The 15,423-nt window shown below is 65.9% G+C and carries 13 protein-coding genes; 4 read left to right on the forward strand and 9 right to left on the reverse strand.

The window, feature by feature from the left end:
* Nucleotides 1-39: 39 nt before the first annotated feature.
* The 4 genes from AC3FLX_RS23710 to AC3FLX_RS23725 all read right to left on the reverse strand — a co-directional run bounded on the left by AC3FLX_RS23710 (nucleotide 40) and on the right by AC3FLX_RS23725 (nucleotide 5,169).
* Complete coding sequence (locus AC3FLX_RS23710; protein ID WP_488699887.1) at nucleotides 40-1,854, reverse strand: M61 family metallopeptidase; 1,815 nt, start codon at nucleotides 1,852-1,854, stop codon at nucleotides 40-42.
* Nucleotides 1,855-1,918: 64 nt separating this feature from the next.
* Nucleotides 1,919-2,923: an acrylyl-CoA reductase (NADPH) gene (gene acuI / locus AC3FLX_RS23715; protein WP_488699773.1), complete on the reverse strand. Its 1,005-nt coding sequence runs from the start codon at nucleotides 2,921-2,923 to the stop codon at nucleotides 1,919-1,921.
* 104 nt (nucleotides 2,924-3,027) lie between these two features.
* Nucleotides 3,028-3,786, reverse strand: a complete 759-nt coding sequence (locus AC3FLX_RS23720) for a DsbC family protein (RefSeq protein WP_488699774.1) — start codon at nucleotides 3,784-3,786, stop codon at nucleotides 3,028-3,030.
* Nucleotides 3,787-3,906: 120 nt separating this feature from the next.
* A complete protein-coding gene (locus AC3FLX_RS23725; RefSeq protein ID WP_488699775.1) occupies nucleotides 3,907-5,169 on the reverse strand; it encodes a UbiH/UbiF family hydroxylase in 1,263 nt (420 codons plus the stop codon).
* A gap of 185 nt (nucleotides 5,170-5,354) precedes the next feature.
* Between AC3FLX_RS23725 and ychF the strand changes: the two genes are divergently transcribed.
* On the forward strand, nucleotides 5,355-6,446 hold the full coding sequence (ychF, locus tag AC3FLX_RS23730) for a redox-regulated ATPase YchF (RefSeq protein ID WP_488699776.1): 1,092 nt from the start codon (nucleotides 5,355-5,357) through the stop codon (nucleotides 6,444-6,446).
* Nucleotides 6,447-6,512: 66 nt separating this feature from the next.
* Here the strand turns inward: ychF and AC3FLX_RS23735 are convergent, their stop codons facing one another.
* The 4 genes from AC3FLX_RS23735 to AC3FLX_RS23750 all read right to left on the reverse strand — a co-directional run bounded on the left by AC3FLX_RS23735 (nucleotide 6,513) and on the right by AC3FLX_RS23750 (nucleotide 11,413).
* The gene (locus AC3FLX_RS23735) at nucleotides 6,513-7,013 is read right to left on the reverse strand and encodes a GDYXXLXY domain-containing protein (RefSeq protein WP_488699777.1); all 501 of its coding nucleotides are present in this window, start codon (nucleotides 7,011-7,013) and stop codon (nucleotides 6,513-6,515) included.
* On the reverse strand, nucleotides 7,010-8,137 hold the full coding sequence (locus AC3FLX_RS23740; RefSeq protein WP_488699778.1) for a DUF4401 domain-containing protein: 1,128 nt from the start codon (nucleotides 8,135-8,137) through the stop codon (nucleotides 7,010-7,012). The genes AC3FLX_RS23735 and AC3FLX_RS23740 overlap by 4 nt, the downstream gene beginning before the upstream one ends.
* Nucleotides 8,134-9,147, reverse strand: a complete 1,014-nt coding sequence (locus AC3FLX_RS23745) for a DUF2157 domain-containing protein (protein ID WP_488699779.1) — start codon at nucleotides 9,145-9,147, stop codon at nucleotides 8,134-8,136. Before AC3FLX_RS23745 ends, AC3FLX_RS23740 begins: the two co-directional genes overlap by 4 nt.
* A 91-nt stretch (nucleotides 9,148-9,238) precedes the next feature.
* On the reverse strand, nucleotides 9,239-11,413 hold the full coding sequence (locus AC3FLX_RS23750) for a TonB-dependent siderophore receptor (RefSeq protein WP_488699780.1): 2,175 nt from the start codon (nucleotides 11,411-11,413) through the stop codon (nucleotides 9,239-9,241).
* A gap of 206 nt (nucleotides 11,414-11,619) precedes the next feature.
* Here AC3FLX_RS23750 and AC3FLX_RS23755 point away from each other — a divergent pair, with 206 nt between their 5' ends.
* Complete coding sequence (locus tag AC3FLX_RS23755) at nucleotides 11,620-12,387, forward strand: 5'-methylthioadenosine/adenosylhomocysteine nucleosidase (protein ID WP_488699781.1); 768 nt, start codon at nucleotides 11,620-11,622, stop codon at nucleotides 12,385-12,387.
* 51 nt (nucleotides 12,388-12,438) lie between these two features.
* On the opposite strand, the gene AC3FLX_RS23760 is transcribed toward AC3FLX_RS23755, so the two are convergent.
* Entirely contained in the window at nucleotides 12,439-12,681 is a 243-nt protein-coding gene (locus AC3FLX_RS23760) for a hypothetical protein (protein WP_488699782.1), read from the reverse strand.
* Nucleotides 12,682-12,839: 158 nt separating this feature from the next.
* Between AC3FLX_RS23760 and hemA the strand changes: the two genes are divergently transcribed.
* Both hemA and prfA read left to right on the forward strand, forming a co-directional pair.
* Nucleotides 12,840-14,144, forward strand: coding sequence for a glutamyl-tRNA reductase (gene hemA / locus AC3FLX_RS23765; protein ID WP_488699783.1), 1,305 nt, complete (start codon nucleotides 12,840-12,842; stop codon nucleotides 14,142-14,144).
* Between the two features lie 108 nt (nucleotides 14,145-14,252).
* Complete coding sequence (gene prfA, locus AC3FLX_RS23770) at nucleotides 14,253-15,335, forward strand: peptide chain release factor 1 (protein WP_488699784.1); 1,083 nt, start codon at nucleotides 14,253-14,255, stop codon at nucleotides 15,333-15,335.
* Nucleotides 15,336-15,423: the final 88 nt, after the last annotated feature.

Consider the following 15,423-nt stretch of genomic DNA (forward strand, 5'->3'; position numbering starts at 1 on the left):
CGCCGTCACCATGATGGCCACGGCGCCGTGACAGGCGGATTACTGGCCGAGCCAGCGCGCCCGCCCCAGATGCTTGCCTGCTTCCAGCTTCACCTTGTACTGCGTGGCCGGCTCGCGCGCCAGCGTCACCTGCAGCACCTGCAGCTCGTCGCGCCGGAACACATGCAGCTCGGCGCGGTCACCCGCACGATAGCGCGACAGCAGCTTGTCGAGCTGGCCCGGCGCCACGCGCAGGCCGTCCACGGCGGCGATCAGGTCGCCCGCCGACAACCCTGCACGTTGCCCCGCCCCGCCGTCGAGCACCTGGCTTACCCGCACCCAGCCTTCTTCGGTACGCGTCTTGACGCCCAGCGCCGCCGCACCGTTCGGCTTCTGCGGCTCGGCCTCGATGCCGATGCCGCGGAACAGCGCCGGCAGGCCGATCTCGCCCGTGCCCTCGGTCAGCGCGCGCAGCAGATTGCCCATCCGCAGTCCGGTCACATCGTCGAGCAGCGCGTACACCTCGGCCTCGGTCACCCCGCGCTGGGTGGCGCCCGGCGCATAGAAGTCGCGGCCATAGCGTTGCCACAGGGCACGCATGACGTCGTCCAGCGAGCGGCGGCCGCGCGTCTTCTCGCGGATCGTCAGGTCCAGCGCCAGTGCCACGAGCGAACCCTTGGTGTAGTAGCTGACGATGGCGTTCGGTGCGTTCTCGTCCTGCCGGTAATACTTTGTCCAGGCATCGAACGCGCTTTCGGCCACGCTCTGCTTGGTCCGGCCATTGCCGCGCAGCACGCCGTTCCACGTCTTGGCCAGCATGTCCACGTACTGCTGCTCGGTCACCAGCCCGGTGCGCACCAGGATCAGATCGTCGTAGTAGCTCGTGAAGCCTTCGAACAGCCACAGCAGCGGCGTGTAGGACTCTTCGGCCAACGCATACGGAACAAACGCCGCCGGCTTGATGCGCTTGACGTTCCAGGTGTGGAAATACTCGTGGCTGCACAGGCCCAGGAACGTGCGATAGCCTTCGCTGGTCTCGCTGTTGCCGCGCACGGGAAGATCATTGCGCGCGCACATCAGCGCCGTGCTGGCGCGGTGCTCAAGTCCGCCATAGCCATCGGTCGTGACCATCGTCATGAAGACGTAGCGGCGGTTGCTGTCCAGGAACGGCGCACGGGCCGAGCGCGGCTCGAACAACCGGATCTGCGCCTCGCAAATCTGCTTCAGGTCGCGGCAGATCCGCTGCATGTCCAGTTGCGGCACGCGGCCCGTGAACACTACGTCGTGCTGCACGCCGCAGGCGCGGAAGCTGCCCAGCGCGAACGTGCCCATTTCCACGGGATGGTCGATCAGTTCGTCGTAGTCCGCCGCCTGGTAACGGCCAAACCCGTAGCGCCGCGCACCACCCTGGCCGCGTGCCTCGGGCAGCGCCGTGGCCACGCGCCAGTCGGCATAGGCCTCGCCAGCAGGCGGGTGGATATCGACCGTGCAGGGCCGGTCGTCCTGGCCCACGACGCGCAGGAACACCGAACTGCCGTTATAGAAGCCGTGGCTGGTGTCGAGGTGCGCGCTCCGCACCGACAGGTCCCATGCATAGACCTCGTAGCTCAGCGTCAGCGGACCGGCTTCGGGCGGCAACGCCGCGGCCTGCCAGGTCTGCTTGTCGAGCTTTGTCAGCGGCACGCGCACGCGGCCGGCATCGGCACGGATGCGTACGATATTGCGCGCGAAGTCTCTGATCATGTAGCTGCCCGGAATCCACGCAGGCAACGTGAAAACCTGGCCAGCCGGGTCGGGAACATCCACCGTCACGGTGACGGCGAACAAGTGGGCTTCCGGTTGAAGCGGGGCGATGGCGTAGCGGATCGGCGTCATGGTCACGATTGTAGCGTCACGCCCCGGAACGCCCAGGGCGTGCGATATTTCCGAACCGCCGCGTTCAGGCGTTCACATCAACGACAACGCGGCCGCGCATGCCCCCTTCGATGATCTTGCGGCCGGCATCGATCGCCTCCGCCAGCTTGATCTCGCGCGTGATGGCCTGCAGGCGATCGGGTGCGAGGTCTTGCGCCAGCCGCTTCCATGCGGTCTCGCGCAACGGCATCGCGGCCATCACGCTGTCGATGCCGGCCAGCGTCACACCGCGCAGGATGAACGGCGCCACCGATGCAGGAAAGTCCATGCCCTGCGCCAGCCCGCAGGCCGTCACCACGCCGCCGTAGCGCACCTGGGCACAGGCGTTGACCAGCGTGTGCGATCCAACCGAATCGACGACGGCCGCCCAGCGCTCCTTCTGCAAGGGCTTGCCCGGCGCCCCAAGTTCGGCACGGTCGATGATGTCGGCGGCACCGAGTGCGCGCAGAAAGTCCGCCTCCGCCGTTTTACCCGTCGACGCCGTCACGCGATACCCGAGCTTCGACAGGACGGCGATCGCCACCGAACCCACGCCGCCCGAGGCGCCAGTCACCAGAACGTCACCATCTCCGGGCCGCACCGGGCCGTTCACGCCACCGCGCTCCAGCGCCAGCACCGACAGCATGGCCGTGTAGCCGGCCGTGCCGATGGCCATCGCCTGGCGCGTGGTGAACGCATCGGGCAGCTTGACGAGCCATTCGCCCTTCAGCTTTGCACGCTGCGCCAGGCAGCCCCAATGCGATTCGCCAACGCCGTAGCCGTTCAGCACCACACGGTCGCCGGTCTTCCAGCGCGGATCGCTCGATTCGAGCACCGTGCCCGCGCCATCGATGCCAGCCACCAATGGCCATTTGCGCACCACGGGGGAACGGCCGGTGATCGCCAGGCCGTCCTTGAAATTGATCGTCGAATAGTCGACGGCTACCAGCACGTTGCCGTCCTCGGGCAACTGGCTTTCGTCGAGCTGGGCGATCTGCGCTTGCGTGGTCTTGTCATCGGCCTGGGTCAGCAGCAATGCCTGGAAGGTCATGATGGTGTCTCCCGCTTCTTATTTGGACGGAGGGCGTCCGGAAATGAAAAACGGCCGGACTGTGCCGGCCGTCCCTGACAGCCGGCTGAGATCCGGCGTCTCGGTTATTTCTTCAGGCTTGCGAGCTTGCGTTCGAGCGTGGCAGCGTCCGCCGCACCCGGAATGCGCGTGCCGTCGGCAAAGAAGACGGCCGGCGTGCCCGTGATGTTCAGGCTCTGGCCCAGTGCCAGGTTGTCGTCGATCGGCGTCTTGCAGCTGCCGTTGCCCACCAGCGCCACGTGGTTCAGCATCCAGTCGCGCCATACCTTGGTACGGTCCGCCGAGCACCAGACCTGCTTGGCCTTGACCGACGAATCGGGCGACAGCACCGGGTAGAGGAAGGTGTAGACCGTGATGTTGTCCATCTGCTGGAAGGTCTGCTCGATCTTCTTGCAGTACCCGCAGTTCGGATCGGAGAACACCGCCACGGTACGGCTGCCGTCGCCCTTGGACCACTTGATGGCCCGGCTCAGCGGCAGGTCCGACCACTTGATCTTGTTGATCTCGGCCAGCCGCTCTTCGGTCAGGTTGGTGTTGGTCTTGGTGTCGATCAGCTCGCCGTTGAGAATGTAGCGGCCGGTGGGATCGGTGTAGACCAGCTGGCCGCCAACATTCACTTCGTACAGCCCCGGCAACGGCGCCTTTGTCACGCTCTTCACTTCCGCGCGACCGCCCAGCATCTTCTGGATCGACGCCTTGATCTTGTCCGTGCCCGGTTCGTCCGCGGCCAGCGCGTGAAGGGCGTAACCCGCGGCAGCCACGCCGCCGGCAAAGGCGACAATCGCGGCGGCGCGGGTGGATCGGCGGCGGAACAGTTGCAACATATTGACTCCAGGTAGCGATTTGCCGGTCAGTGTGCCGGCATGCATGTCATCGGTAAATCGTCGAACGAGGAATTGGCCGCGTTCGTGCGCCGAATGGCGGATTGTCCCCTTCCCTTCCCCTTAGCCGAGCGCGCGGCTGATCAGGAACCGCTTGAGCAGCCCCTGACCGCCCACGGCGCGGATGCCCAGGTTGCGCATCGCGCGGGCGGGCGTGCCGGGTAGCGAGAACAGCCTGTGCAGGCCGTCCGTCGCAGCCGTCAGCGACAGCAGGTCCGTGGCGCGGGCGCGCTCGTACCGGCGCAGCAGGCGCAGGTCGCCCTCGTGGCGGAACGATTCTTTGTCGGCCATCACGCGCCCAAGTTCCAGCACATCGCGCAGACCCAGGTTCATGCCCTGCCCGGCCAGCGGATGCACCACGTGCGCGGCATCGCCCACCAGCGCTACATGCGGCTGGACGAAGTGGTCCGCCCGTTGCAGCACCAGCGGAAAGCCCTGCGCCGGCGTGATGCAACGCAGCGCGCCAAACCGGGCGCCCACGGCGCCGCTGGCCACCTGGGCCACCGTGGCGGCCAATGCCTCGGGCGACAGCGACAGCAGGTCGCGCGCATGGGCCTCGTCCGCCGACCAGACCATCGACACGCGGTTGCCCGGCAGCGGCAGCATGGCCAGGATCTCGCCATTGGCCGCTTCCTCGTCGGCCATCAGTTTTTCCGGGGCGCCCAGAAACCACTGCCACGCGGTTTCCTGATGCGGCAGCTCGCAGCGGAAGTTGGCCACCACGCCCAGCTGGCGATAGCGCCGCTGCGTGGTGCCGATATGGCATTGCTGGCGCACCCACGAACGCGCGCCATCGGCGCCGACCAGGCAGTTGGCCCGCACATGCGCGCCGCTGGCCAGCGTCAGCGTGACGCCGTCGAGATCGCGCTCCAGGTTTTCGGCCGTGTCGTCGAACCATTTGACCTGGTGCTGGAAACGCAGCGCGGTATCGAGCACGCGCTCGACATGGCCCGATTCGATGATCCAGGCAAGTTGCGGCACAGCGGCCGCATAAGCCGAGAAATGAAGATCGCCATGCGGCGGAGGATCGGATTCCGATGCGCTTTCGTCGCCGAACACGCGCATATCGCGCACGGGCTGCACGCGGGCGGGGTCGAGGGCTTCCCAGACGCGCAGGCGCTCCAGCAGGGCATGCGAACTTGCCGAGAAGGCGTAGATGCGGCTGTCCCAGTCATCATCGCCGGCGCGCGCGGCACCGGCCGCGGGGCGCGGCGCCACCAGCGCCACTTGCATGCCCTGTTGCGCCAGCAGCAGCGCGCAGGCCTTGCCGACAATGCCACCGCCGACCACGGCGATCTGGAAGCGAGAGAGAGAATTCGACGACATCTATATGGCAACGGCGCTGGGCGCCGGCGCGGCAGGTCCGGACATGGCTGGATTATAGCGACGTGACGGGGGCGGCATTGGTGAGGCGACACAAAGCCACATGGGCCACGCCGGGACACATTCCAGCCTGGGCCGGCGCCGCCCATCCGCTAGAATACGGGTTTCGCAATTTTCCGCCTGACACCATGAGCCTCAAATGCGGCATCGTCGGCCTGCCCAACGTCGGCAAGTCCACGCTGTTCAACGCCCTGACGAAAGCCGGCATCGCCGCCGAGAACTATCCGTTCTGCACTATCGAACCCAACGTGGGCGTGGTGGAAGTGCCGGATCCGAGGCTTGCCAAGCTGGCCGAGATCGTCAAACCCGAGCGCATTCTCCCGGCGACGGTTGAATTCGTGGATATCGCCGGCCTGGTGGCTGGTGCATCGAAGGGTGAAGGCCTGGGCAACCAGTTCCTGGCCAACATCCGCGAAACCGATGCCATCACCCACGTGGTGCGCTGCTTCGAGGATGACAACGTGATCCACGTGGCCGGCAAGGTCGATCCGCTGTCCGACATCGAGGTCATCAACACCGAACTGGCCCTGGCCGACCTGGCTACCGTCGAGAAGGCGCTGGCCCGCTACATCAAGCCGGCCCGCGCCGGTGACAAGGAAGCCCAGCACCTGGTGGCTGTGCTGGAAAAATCACAGGCCGTGCTGGACCAGGCCAAGGCCGTGCGCACGCTGGACCTGTCCCCGGAAGAGTGGGAAGCCCTGCGCCCGTTCTGCCTGATCACCGCCAAGCCGACGATGTACGTGGCAAACGTGCGTGAAGATGGCTTCGAGAACAACCCGCACCTGGACGCCGTGCGCGAGTACGCCAAGACGACGGGCTCGCCGGTGGTGGCCGTCTGCGCCGCCATCGAGGCCGAGATTGCCGACCTGGACGACGCCGACAAGGCCGAATTCCTGGCTGACCTGGGTATGGAAGAACCGGGGCTGGACCGCGTGATTCGCGCCGGCTTCACGCTGCTGGGCCTGCAGACGTACTTCACGGCTGGCGTGAAGGAAGTGCGCGCCTGGACGATCCACGTGGGCGACACCGCCCCGAAGGCCGCCGGCGTGATCCACACCGACTTCGAACGCGGCTTCATCCGCGCCCAGACCATCGCCTACGCCGACTACATCCAGTACAAGGGTGAAACCGGCGCCAAGGAAGCTGGCAAGATGCGCGCGGAAGGCAAGGAGTACGTGGTGCACGACGGCGACGTGATGAACTTCCTGTTCAACGTCTGAGTCTCCCGCAGCCCAATGAAGAATGCCCGGTACCGAACCGGGCATTTTTCTTTGTGCCATCGCGCGCTACATTGGCCTTAGCGTCTCATCCCGCATTCCCACCAGCAGCGCCTGTCCATTGGCATCCACGCGAAATTCGCCGAACTTCGCCTTGGCAAAGCGCTCGCCTGATCCCTCCTGGAAAAACCAGGCGTCCGTCGACACCTGCACGCCGTTGCCACCCCAGCGCGACGGCACGTTCTGCACGCGCAGCAACCGTTCGTTGGCGGCCAGCGGCTCGCCCTGGTGCAGCCGGACAAAGTGGCCTTCGTTGCGATCGTCGGCGCGGATGACGATCAATTCTTCGCGCGACAGACTGGTCTGCTCGGCACCATGCGCGGCGCGCACCTCATTGGCGATCGAGAAATTCAGCGCCATATAGTCGCCCTGCATCAACGACCGCGGATCTACCGGTGCCAGGCGCAGGTACACCACGTCGCCACGGGCAATAAGCCGCTCCTTGCCAACGATGCCTGCCACGGCCAGGCCAATGGTCAGCAGCCATCCCACAACAATCCAGCGTTTCATGCGACGGCCTCCTTACCGGCGATGCGGCCCAGCGTGGCGCGGGCGGCCAGCAGCAGCGCACCGGCGGCCACCAGCGTCGCGGACTTGGCCAGCAGCGTCCATTGCAGCGTGCTGTAGTACCAGACGAATCCGATCAGCACCGTGGCGATGGCCAGTCCGAGCCACGGCAGCGATCCACGCCGCAGCGCCAACGCCAGCGCCAGCACCCCGGCGGTGACCGCCGGCGCGTACACCATCAACGCACTGAACACGATAGCCACGACCAGCACCGCCGCGCCGGCCGATGCACTGCAGGCCAGCCGCTTGCACTCCATCAGCGCCAGACACACCAGCGCGGCGCCGACCAGCGCCCCGGCCAGCCAGCCACCATGCGCGCGCCAGGGGGTATCGACACCGAAAATCAGATCCGCCGGATGCGCGAAGCCGGTCACCACCAGCGCGCCCATCAGCGCAAACAGCAGCGTGGCATCGGCGGCCGGTTCGGCCATCGGCAGGCGCCCCGCCGCCGCGAGTCCGTCCTCGTTGGTGACAAAGGCCAACAGCGCTGCAAACGCCACGGCAGTCATCGGACCCAGCGCCATCGGGATCGCGGCCCAGCGCGGCGCCATCAAATCGCCCATCCCGATACAGGCCGCAACAGCCACCGCCAGCCAGACACCCAGCGCGGACAGAAAGCGGTGCAGCCGGTCGGGCACCAGCGCGCAGAGCACGGCTTCCAGCGCGGCCACGCCCAGCCAGAACGGTGTCGTCTCCAGGAAGCGGTTGAACCCCAGCGCCTCGCCCACTCCCGCTATCACCATGCCTTGCCCGCCCAGGCTCAGTGCCAGCGCAAACTGACCTAGCGCGATGCGGCCGCTCTCCTTCGCGGTCATGCGATAGAGCGCGACGGCAAAGCCGATCATCGCCACGCCGGTCACCGCCATGCCCGGCCCGTTACCGCGCGTGGCGGCAAACACGGTGCCGATCAGGAACATCTGGAAGAACAATGCGCCAAGCCAGCCCGCGCCGCCCATCAGCAGCCGGATCGGCCACGGCGTGCGCAGCGTGGCTGCGTAGTCGCCCTGCACCGCGCCGCGCGCGGCGAGCTGGTTCCAGAGCAAACGTTCGGTCCGTTCATCGCTCATGCCGCGCTCCCCGTCGATTCACGCCATGCACGCAACAACCACGTTGCCGCCGCCACGGCCAGGCCGATGGTCAGCAAGGCCAGCAGCAGGAAGGCGCCAAAGTCGCCGTGGAAATCGGCGAGCCAGCGTCCGATGGCGGAAACGATCACGCCGATGCCTGTCAGGCACACCAGGCTCAGCACGACGATATCGAACGCGCGCCAGCGGAACCAGGCCCCCAGTCCGATCAGCCCCACGGCGCTGACCAGCAGGCCCGTCGCACTCACATGGTCGGTCAGAACGCTCATCGTCCCTACCCATCCGGCATAGCCGCAGGCCAGAAGGCCGATCAGGCGCGGGCCGGTCGCGCCCCGGAATCCCCAGCCCCCCATGCGGGCGGCCAGCACATGCCAGGCAGCCAGTTGCACGATCGACGTGCCGAGCAGGAACATCATGGTTTCGCGTGCATGGCGCGCCGAGAACAGGAGTTCGAACATGCCGCCGATTCCCAGCCGTACGCTGCAGAACCGCAGCAGCGCCACATTGCCGACGACGAGCACGATCCACCAATGCGGCGCCGCGCGCGCCGCAAGCGCCCAGGGCACGGCAAGCAGTGTCCACAGCGCGAAAAGCTGCCAGGCATCGGCGCCAGTCTGGTAGGTCTGGCCGATGACCGCCATCAGCACGCCAGACACGACCTGCGCACCCGCCAGCGCCGACCTTCCGACCATGTCACCGGCGGGGCGCAGCAGCGCGAACGCCGCCAGCAACGTGAGCAAGCCGCCAACGAGGCCGAATTTCGTGAATTTGTGGAGTTCCGCCCAGTTGAAGGCGAAGAAGACGATGACGCCGGCGCACAGCAGTGCGGTGCCCAGGATCAGCAGCGCCCGGTCCAGCCAGTGGTGCCAGTCCGCGCGGCCGGGCAACGTTGGCGCCCAGGCCGCCAGCAGGCCATCGGCGCCTAGCCGGCCCTGTGCGCGCCAGTCGGCCAGCGCCTGCTGGATGGTGCGGCGAGAATTGAAGGTTTCCAACCGGCAGTCCTCCGGGGTATCGGCATGGTCTGCATGCTAGCAAACCGGCACGCCGAAGTCTCCCGGAAGAACCGCCGACTCCTGCTCCACGTCAGAAGCGGTAGGTCACGTTGCCGATGATCGAGCGTTGCGTGCCGAAGAAGCAGTCGCCGCGTGCGATGCAGCTATAGACGTATTGCTTGTTGAACAGGTTGTTGACGTTCAACGACACGCGGACCGGGCCGCGATCGTAGGCCAGCACGGCATCGAACACCGTGAAGCCACCCACCCGGTTGTTGCCCGTGCCGTCATAGCTCGGGCCGTTGTATCGCGCCCCGGCACCGGCCAGGAAGCCCGGGATTTCGAACAGGCTGAAGCGATAGTTGGCCCACAGCGACGCGGTGTTCGTCGGCACGCTGGCCAGGCGCTGGCCCTGCTCGGCCGCCGAACCCTCGATCACCTTTGCATTCAGGAAGGTATAAGCCGCGATCAGGTCCAGCCGGCCCAGCGACACCAGCGCCTCCAGTTCGGCGCCGCGCGTGCGCGCCTCGCCGGCCTGCACGGTATCGGGCAGGCCATTCACCACGCCGGCCACCTTGCGGTTCTGTTCGCGCATGTCGAACAGCGCGGCCGTCAGGGTCATGTTCTTGCCCGGCGGCTGGTACTTGACGCCCACCTCCCACTGCTTGCCCTGCAGCGGCTTGAACACCTGCCCCGCATTGTTGAAGCCGGTCTGGCCCTGGAACGACTCGGCGTAGCTGACATACGGATTGAGGCCAAGATCGGTGCGGTACATCAGGCCGAAGCGCTTGGTCAGTTCGTTGTCGTCGCGCGAACCCTGCGGCGTGTTGTCCTGCGACGCGCGCGACCAGTCATAGCGCAGGCCCAGCATCAGCAGCCACTTGTTCCACTCGAGCTGGTCCTGCAGGTAGATGCCGGTCTGGATCTGCTTGGCCGGTTGCAGGTCGCGCGTGGACGGCGGCGCCTGGTAGTTGCCATAGACCGGGTTGAACACATTGATCGGCGCGGCAACGCCGCCCACGCCGGTGCGGCCGGTGATCTCGTTGTTCTGGTAATCGAATCCGGCCAGCAGCGTATGGCCAACCGTGCCGGTGCGGAATTTGGCCTGGCCCTGCGTGTCCACGGCCAACTGGTTCAGCGTCGGCTGGTTCATATAGACCACCCGGCGCAGCAGCGTGTCGCTGCCCGGTACCCAGCCGTGCGTGGCGCCGGTGAAGCCGGTGGTGTAGATGCTGCGGTAGTCGACGGTGCTGTGCGAGTAGCGCAGGTTCTGGCGCACCGTGAAGGTGTCGTTGAACTGGTGCGAGAACTGGTAGCCGATGGCATGCTGCTCGGCCGTGTACTTGTCGAAGCCGGGTTCGCTGACAAAGAAGCTCTGGGGGATCTGCCCGGCCGGGTTCGCGATCAGGGTGCCACGCCACGGGAAGAAGCCGATCATCGTGCCGCTGTCGTCCTTCTGGAAGTTGGCCAGCAGCGTGAACGAGGTATCGGCGGAAGGCCGGTATGTCAGGGACGGCGCGATGAAATAGCGATTGTCCTTGACGTAGTCCACCGACGCATCGCTGTCGCGCGCCATTGCCACAAAACGGTACAGCCACTTGCCATCGGCATCGATCGGGCCGGTGAAGTCGGCCTGGATCTGCTTGCGGTTGAAGTTGCCGAAGCTCACGCCGATTTCGCGCGCGGCCTCGGCCTGCGGCCGCTTGGACACCAGGTTCACGATCCCGCCCACGGCGCCCTGGCCGTACAGCATGCCGGACGGCCCCTTCAGGATTTCCATGCGCTCCAGCGCATACGGATCGGGCCGCGTGTTGTTGTAGAAGGCCACAGCGTTCAGCAGGCCGTCCAGATACTGCGTGGAATCGGTGCCGCGGATCTTGATCGAATCCATGCGGTTGTCGTTGGCAAAGCCAGCCGTTGTCACGCCCGCCGTGTACCCGGCCGCCTGCGCCACCGATTGCGAGCCGAGCATCTCGATGCGGTCGCGCGTGATGACGGTAATCGACTGCGGCGTCTCGACAATCGGCGTATCGGTCTTGGTTGCGGTCACCGCCTGCCTGGCGACAAACCCGTGGACCGGGCCGGTTGGGGATTCGGGCGCGTTGCTGGCGCTGACCGTTACCACCGGAAGGCTGTGGTGGGCGGGTGCGTCGACAGGCACCTGTTCCTGGGCGGATGCCAGGCTGGCTGCCTGCATGCTCAGGATGAGCGTGGTCAGTTGAAAGGCGTGCGAACGACGGACGCGGCCCCGGGCGCGGACAGACATGGATTTCTTCTCTCGTGACTTATTGAAAATCGAAATACGAATGACTCGTATTTAAGCCACGAATTGTAATGGCATGTATCGTCGAAAACACAATCAGACATAGTTGTAATGGGCGAATGTCGCACGCCGCCCACAGTCCGCGCGGCTATCGCGCTGCGAGTCGGGCCGGTAAGCTGGCGGCTGTTCAAACCCTGCCCTGTAATGCCATGACCCTCGGCATCCTTGCCGCGCTGCACAACGAAGTTGACGGCCTGATCGCCGCGATGCGCCATGAAGACGCACGCGCCACCATGCAGACGATCGGCATGCGGGATTACTACCGGGGAACACTCCACGGCCAGCCGGTGGTACTGGTACTGGCACGGGTCGGCAAGGTCGCGGCGGCTGCTACGACCGTCACCTTGATCCGGGAGTTCGGTGTCGATGAGATCGTGTTCACAGGCCTGGCGGGCGGAGTGGGCACTGACGTCCGGGTTGGAGACATCGTGGTGGCGGATCGCACCGTCCAGCACGACATGGACGCCCGCCCGCTGTTTCCGCGCCACGAAATCCCGCTGCTGGACCGCACGGATTTCCCCGCCGACCCCGTACTCACTGCTGCGCTACGGACGGCGGTGGAGGATTTTCTGCGCGAAGACCTGGCCACGGAGGTGCCCGACGGCGTGCTGGCACGTTTTGGCGTGCATCAGCCGCGCCTGCACGTCGGCATGGTTGCCAGCGGCGACCAGTTCATCAATGCGCCGGCATCGGTTGCCAGCCTGCGGCAGGCCTTGCCCGACCTGCAGGCCGTGGAAATGGAAGGGGCCGCCCTGGCACAGATCTGCCACGAGTACGGCGTGCCATACGCGCTGATGCGCACGGTCTCCGATCGTGCCGATGACTCCGCCCACGTCGATTTCTCGTCGTTTTTACGCGACGTGGCAAGTCACTATTCGAGCGCCATCCTGCGCCGATTCCTGGACGCAAGGGCCTGATCGAGCGCTTACGCGGGGTGCCAATTCCCGACTATTTTGTCGATTCAGAAGTTACCGGCGCGGACGCAGCACGCCCCAGACGGCCACGAGCAGCGCCGCGCCAAGAATGCCGGCCCCCCATCCCAGGACCTGTCCGTCGGTGAACAGGTGCGCCGCGCGGCCCGCAAGGAACGCGGCCAGCGCGCCCAGCACGCCCAGCAGCAGCGCGGCAGGCACGCTGACCACGCGCCCCGATGGGTGCAGCAACCTGCCTGCCAGCCCCACCACCGCTCCCACTACCGCCAAGCCGAACATATACGAATCTCCGTGTCCTTTGATCCACAACAAATGTGGATGTCTCGTAACGATACTGCAGTTGGCGCCAGCCGCTTCGGTTCCCTGCAACTTTGTAACGTGGCGGTATAATGACCAGCGCTTCCGGCACCGTTCCGGATGGCAACCAAACCCCACAAATGCAACTGCTCGCGATCGGCATCAATCACACTACGGCACCCGTCTCGCTCCGCGAACGTGTGGCGTTTCCGCTTGAGCAGATCAAACCCGCACTCGGCACGCTGCGCACCCACCTGGCTGGCCGCAGCGGCACCGAAGCCGCCATTCTTTCCACCTGCAACCGTACCGAAATCTACTGCGCCACCGATGTGTTGCAGCCGGGCCAGGATGGTTTCGAGCACACGTTGCGCTGGCTGGCCCAGCATCACAACGTCCCTGCGGGGGAGCTGGCACCGCATTTGTACTCCCTGCCCCAATCCGAAGCCGTGCGCCATGCGTTCCGCGTGGCCAGCGGACTCGATTCGATGGTGCTGGGCGAAACCCAGATTCTCGGACAGTTGAAGGACGCGGTGCGCACCGCTGGCGAAGCCGGCGCGCTGGGCACGTACCTGAATCAGCTGTTCCAGCGCACGTTTGCGGTGGCCAAGGAAGTCCGTGGCCAGACCGAGATCGGCGCGCATTCCGTGTCGATGGCCGCCGCCGCGGTGCGCCTGGCACAACGGATCTTTGAAAGCGTATCCACGCAGCGGGTGCTGTTCATCGGCGCCGGCGAGATGATCGAGCTGTGCGCCACGCACTTTGCCGCACAGAAGCCGCGCCAGATCGTGGTGGCCAACCGCACCGTGGAACGCGGCGAAAAACTTGCAGAGCAGCTGGCCGAGCAGGGTCTGACCACGCAGGCCATCCGCCTGCAGGACCTGGGCGAGCGACTGCACGAGTTCGATATCGTCGTGTCGTGCACGGCAAGCTCGCTGCCCATCATCGGCCTCGGTGCTGTCGAGCGCGCGGTCAAGCGCCGCAAGCACCGCCCGATCATGATGGTCGACCTGGCCGTGCCACGCGATGTGGAACCCGAGGTGGCGCGCCTGAACGACGTGTTCCTTTACACCGTCGACGACCTTGGCGCCGTGGTGCGGGAAGGCAATGCGCTGCGCCAGGCCGCCGTGGCCCAGGCCGAAGCGATCATCGAATCGCGCGTGCAGAACTTTATGCACTGGCTGGAAACGCGCAGCGTGGTGCCTGTGATCCGCGACCTCCAGGCCAGCGGCGAAGCGATTCGCCAGGCCGAACTCGAACGCGCACGCAAAATGCTGGCGCGTGGCGATGATCCCGCCGCCGTGCTCGATGCATTGTCCGGCGCGCTCACGCGCAAGTTTCTGCATGGCCCCACGCACGCACTGAACCACACCCAGGGCGAAGACCGCGAGGCGCTGCTGCGCCTGGTGCCGGGCCTGTTCCGCCACAGCAGTCACTCCGAGCGCTAGCCGCGCCGTCCATGCCGCGTTGGCGTCCGCCAGCGCCGTCGGGCATCCGTCCGCCGATCCGCGCCGTGGAATATCCACCGCGTCCCCAGCATTCCGATTCCGCTACCGATGAAACCCAGCATGCTCCACAAGCTCGACCAATTGGCCGAGCGGCTCGACGAAGTCAACGCCCTGCTTGCCAGCGAAAAGGCAACGGCGGATATGGACCAGTATCGCAAGCTGTCGCGCGAACATGCCGAGCTGTCGCCGGTGGCCGAACAGTACGGCCAGTACCGCCAGGCGCAGGAAGACCTGACCACGGCGCAGGCACTGCTCGACGATCCCGAGATGAAGGAGTTCGCCGCCGACGAAATCGGCACGGCACGCGAGCGCCTGGAAACGCTGGAAAAGTCGCTGCAGACGCTGCTGCTGCCCAAGGACCCCAACGACGACCGCAACCTGCTGCTGGAAATCCGCGCGGGCACCGGCGGCGAGGAAAGCGCACTGTTCGCGGCGGACCTGCTGCGCATGTACACGCGCTACGCGGAGCGCCAGCGCTGGCAGGTGGAAATCATGAGCGAGTCCGGCTCCGACCTGGGCGGCTACAAGGAAGTCATCGTGCGCATTGCCGGGGCTGCCGCGTTCTCCAGACTGAAGTTTGAATCGGGCGGCCATCGCGTGCAGCGCGTACCCGCCACCGAGGCACAGGGCCGCATCCACACTTCGGCCTGCACCGTGGCCGTGATGCCCGAAGCCGACGAGGTGGGCGAAGTCGAAATCAACCCGTCGGACCTGCGCGTCGATACGTTCCGCGCGTCGGGCGCCGGTGGCCAGCACGTGAACAAGACCGACTCGGCCGTGCGCCTGACCCACCTGCCCACGGGCATCGTGGTCGAATGCCAGGACGATCGTAGCCAGCATCGGAACAAGGAAAAGGCCATGAAGGTGCTGGCCGCGCGGATCAAGGACGGGCAATTGCGCGCGGCCCAGGCCAAGGAGGCCAGCACCCGCCGCAACCTGATCGGATCGGGCGACCGCAGCGACCGCATCCGCACGTACAACTTTCCGCAGGGGCGCGTGACGGATCACCGCATCAACCTGACGCTCTACAAGATCGACATGATCATGGACGGCGATCTCGACGAGCTGGTTTCCACGCTTGCCGCCGAACATCAGGCCGACCAGCTTGCCGCGCTTGGCGAGGACGCCTGACAAACGCCCGCCGGTGGAAGTTTGTAACCGAGGTAAATGCTTGAAACAGCACTGGCTTGTAAATATGCGCTGTCTATAATCGATTTCG

The sequence above is a fragment of the Cupriavidus sp. 291-E7 genome (assembly GCF_057798835.1).

Excerpts from the sequence above, each read along its gene's own strand:
- AC3FLX_RS23710 (WP_488699887.1), bottom strand. The coding sequence starts at position 1,854 with ATGACGCCGATCCGCTACGCCATCGCCCCGCTTCAACCGGAAGCCCAC.
- acuI (WP_488699773.1), bottom strand. The coding sequence starts at position 2,923 with ATGACCTTCCAGGCATTGCTGCTGACCCAGGCCGATGACAAGACCACG.
- AC3FLX_RS23720 (WP_488699774.1), bottom strand. The coding sequence starts at position 3,786 with ATGTTGCAACTGTTCCGCCGCCGATCCACCCGCGCCGCCGCGATTGTC.
- AC3FLX_RS23725 (WP_488699775.1), bottom strand. The coding sequence starts at position 5,169 with ATGTCGTCGAATTCTCTCTCTCGCTTCCAGATCGCCGTGGTCGGCGGT.
- ychF (WP_488699776.1), top strand. The coding sequence starts at position 5,355 with ATGAGCCTCAAATGCGGCATCGTCGGCCTGCCCAACGTCGGCAAGTCC.
- AC3FLX_RS23735 (WP_488699777.1), bottom strand. The coding sequence starts at position 7,013 with ATGAAACGCTGGATTGTTGTGGGATGGCTGCTGACCATTGGCCTGGCC.
- AC3FLX_RS23740 (WP_488699778.1), bottom strand. The coding sequence starts at position 8,137 with ATGAGCGATGAACGGACCGAACGTTTGCTCTGGAACCAGCTCGCCGCG.
- AC3FLX_RS23750 (WP_488699780.1), bottom strand. The coding sequence starts at position 11,413 with ATGTCTGTCCGCGCCCGGGGCCGCGTCCGTCGTTCGCACGCCTTTCAA.
- AC3FLX_RS23755 (WP_488699781.1), top strand. The coding sequence starts at position 11,620 with ATGACCCTCGGCATCCTTGCCGCGCTGCACAACGAAGTTGACGGCCTG.
- AC3FLX_RS23760 (WP_488699782.1), bottom strand. The coding sequence starts at position 12,681 with ATGTTCGGCTTGGCGGTAGTGGGAGCGGTGGTGGGGCTGGCAGGCAGG.
- hemA (WP_488699783.1), top strand. The coding sequence starts at position 12,840 with ATGCAACTGCTCGCGATCGGCATCAATCACACTACGGCACCCGTCTCG.
- prfA (WP_488699784.1), top strand. The coding sequence starts at position 14,253 with ATGAAACCCAGCATGCTCCACAAGCTCGACCAATTGGCCGAGCGGCTC.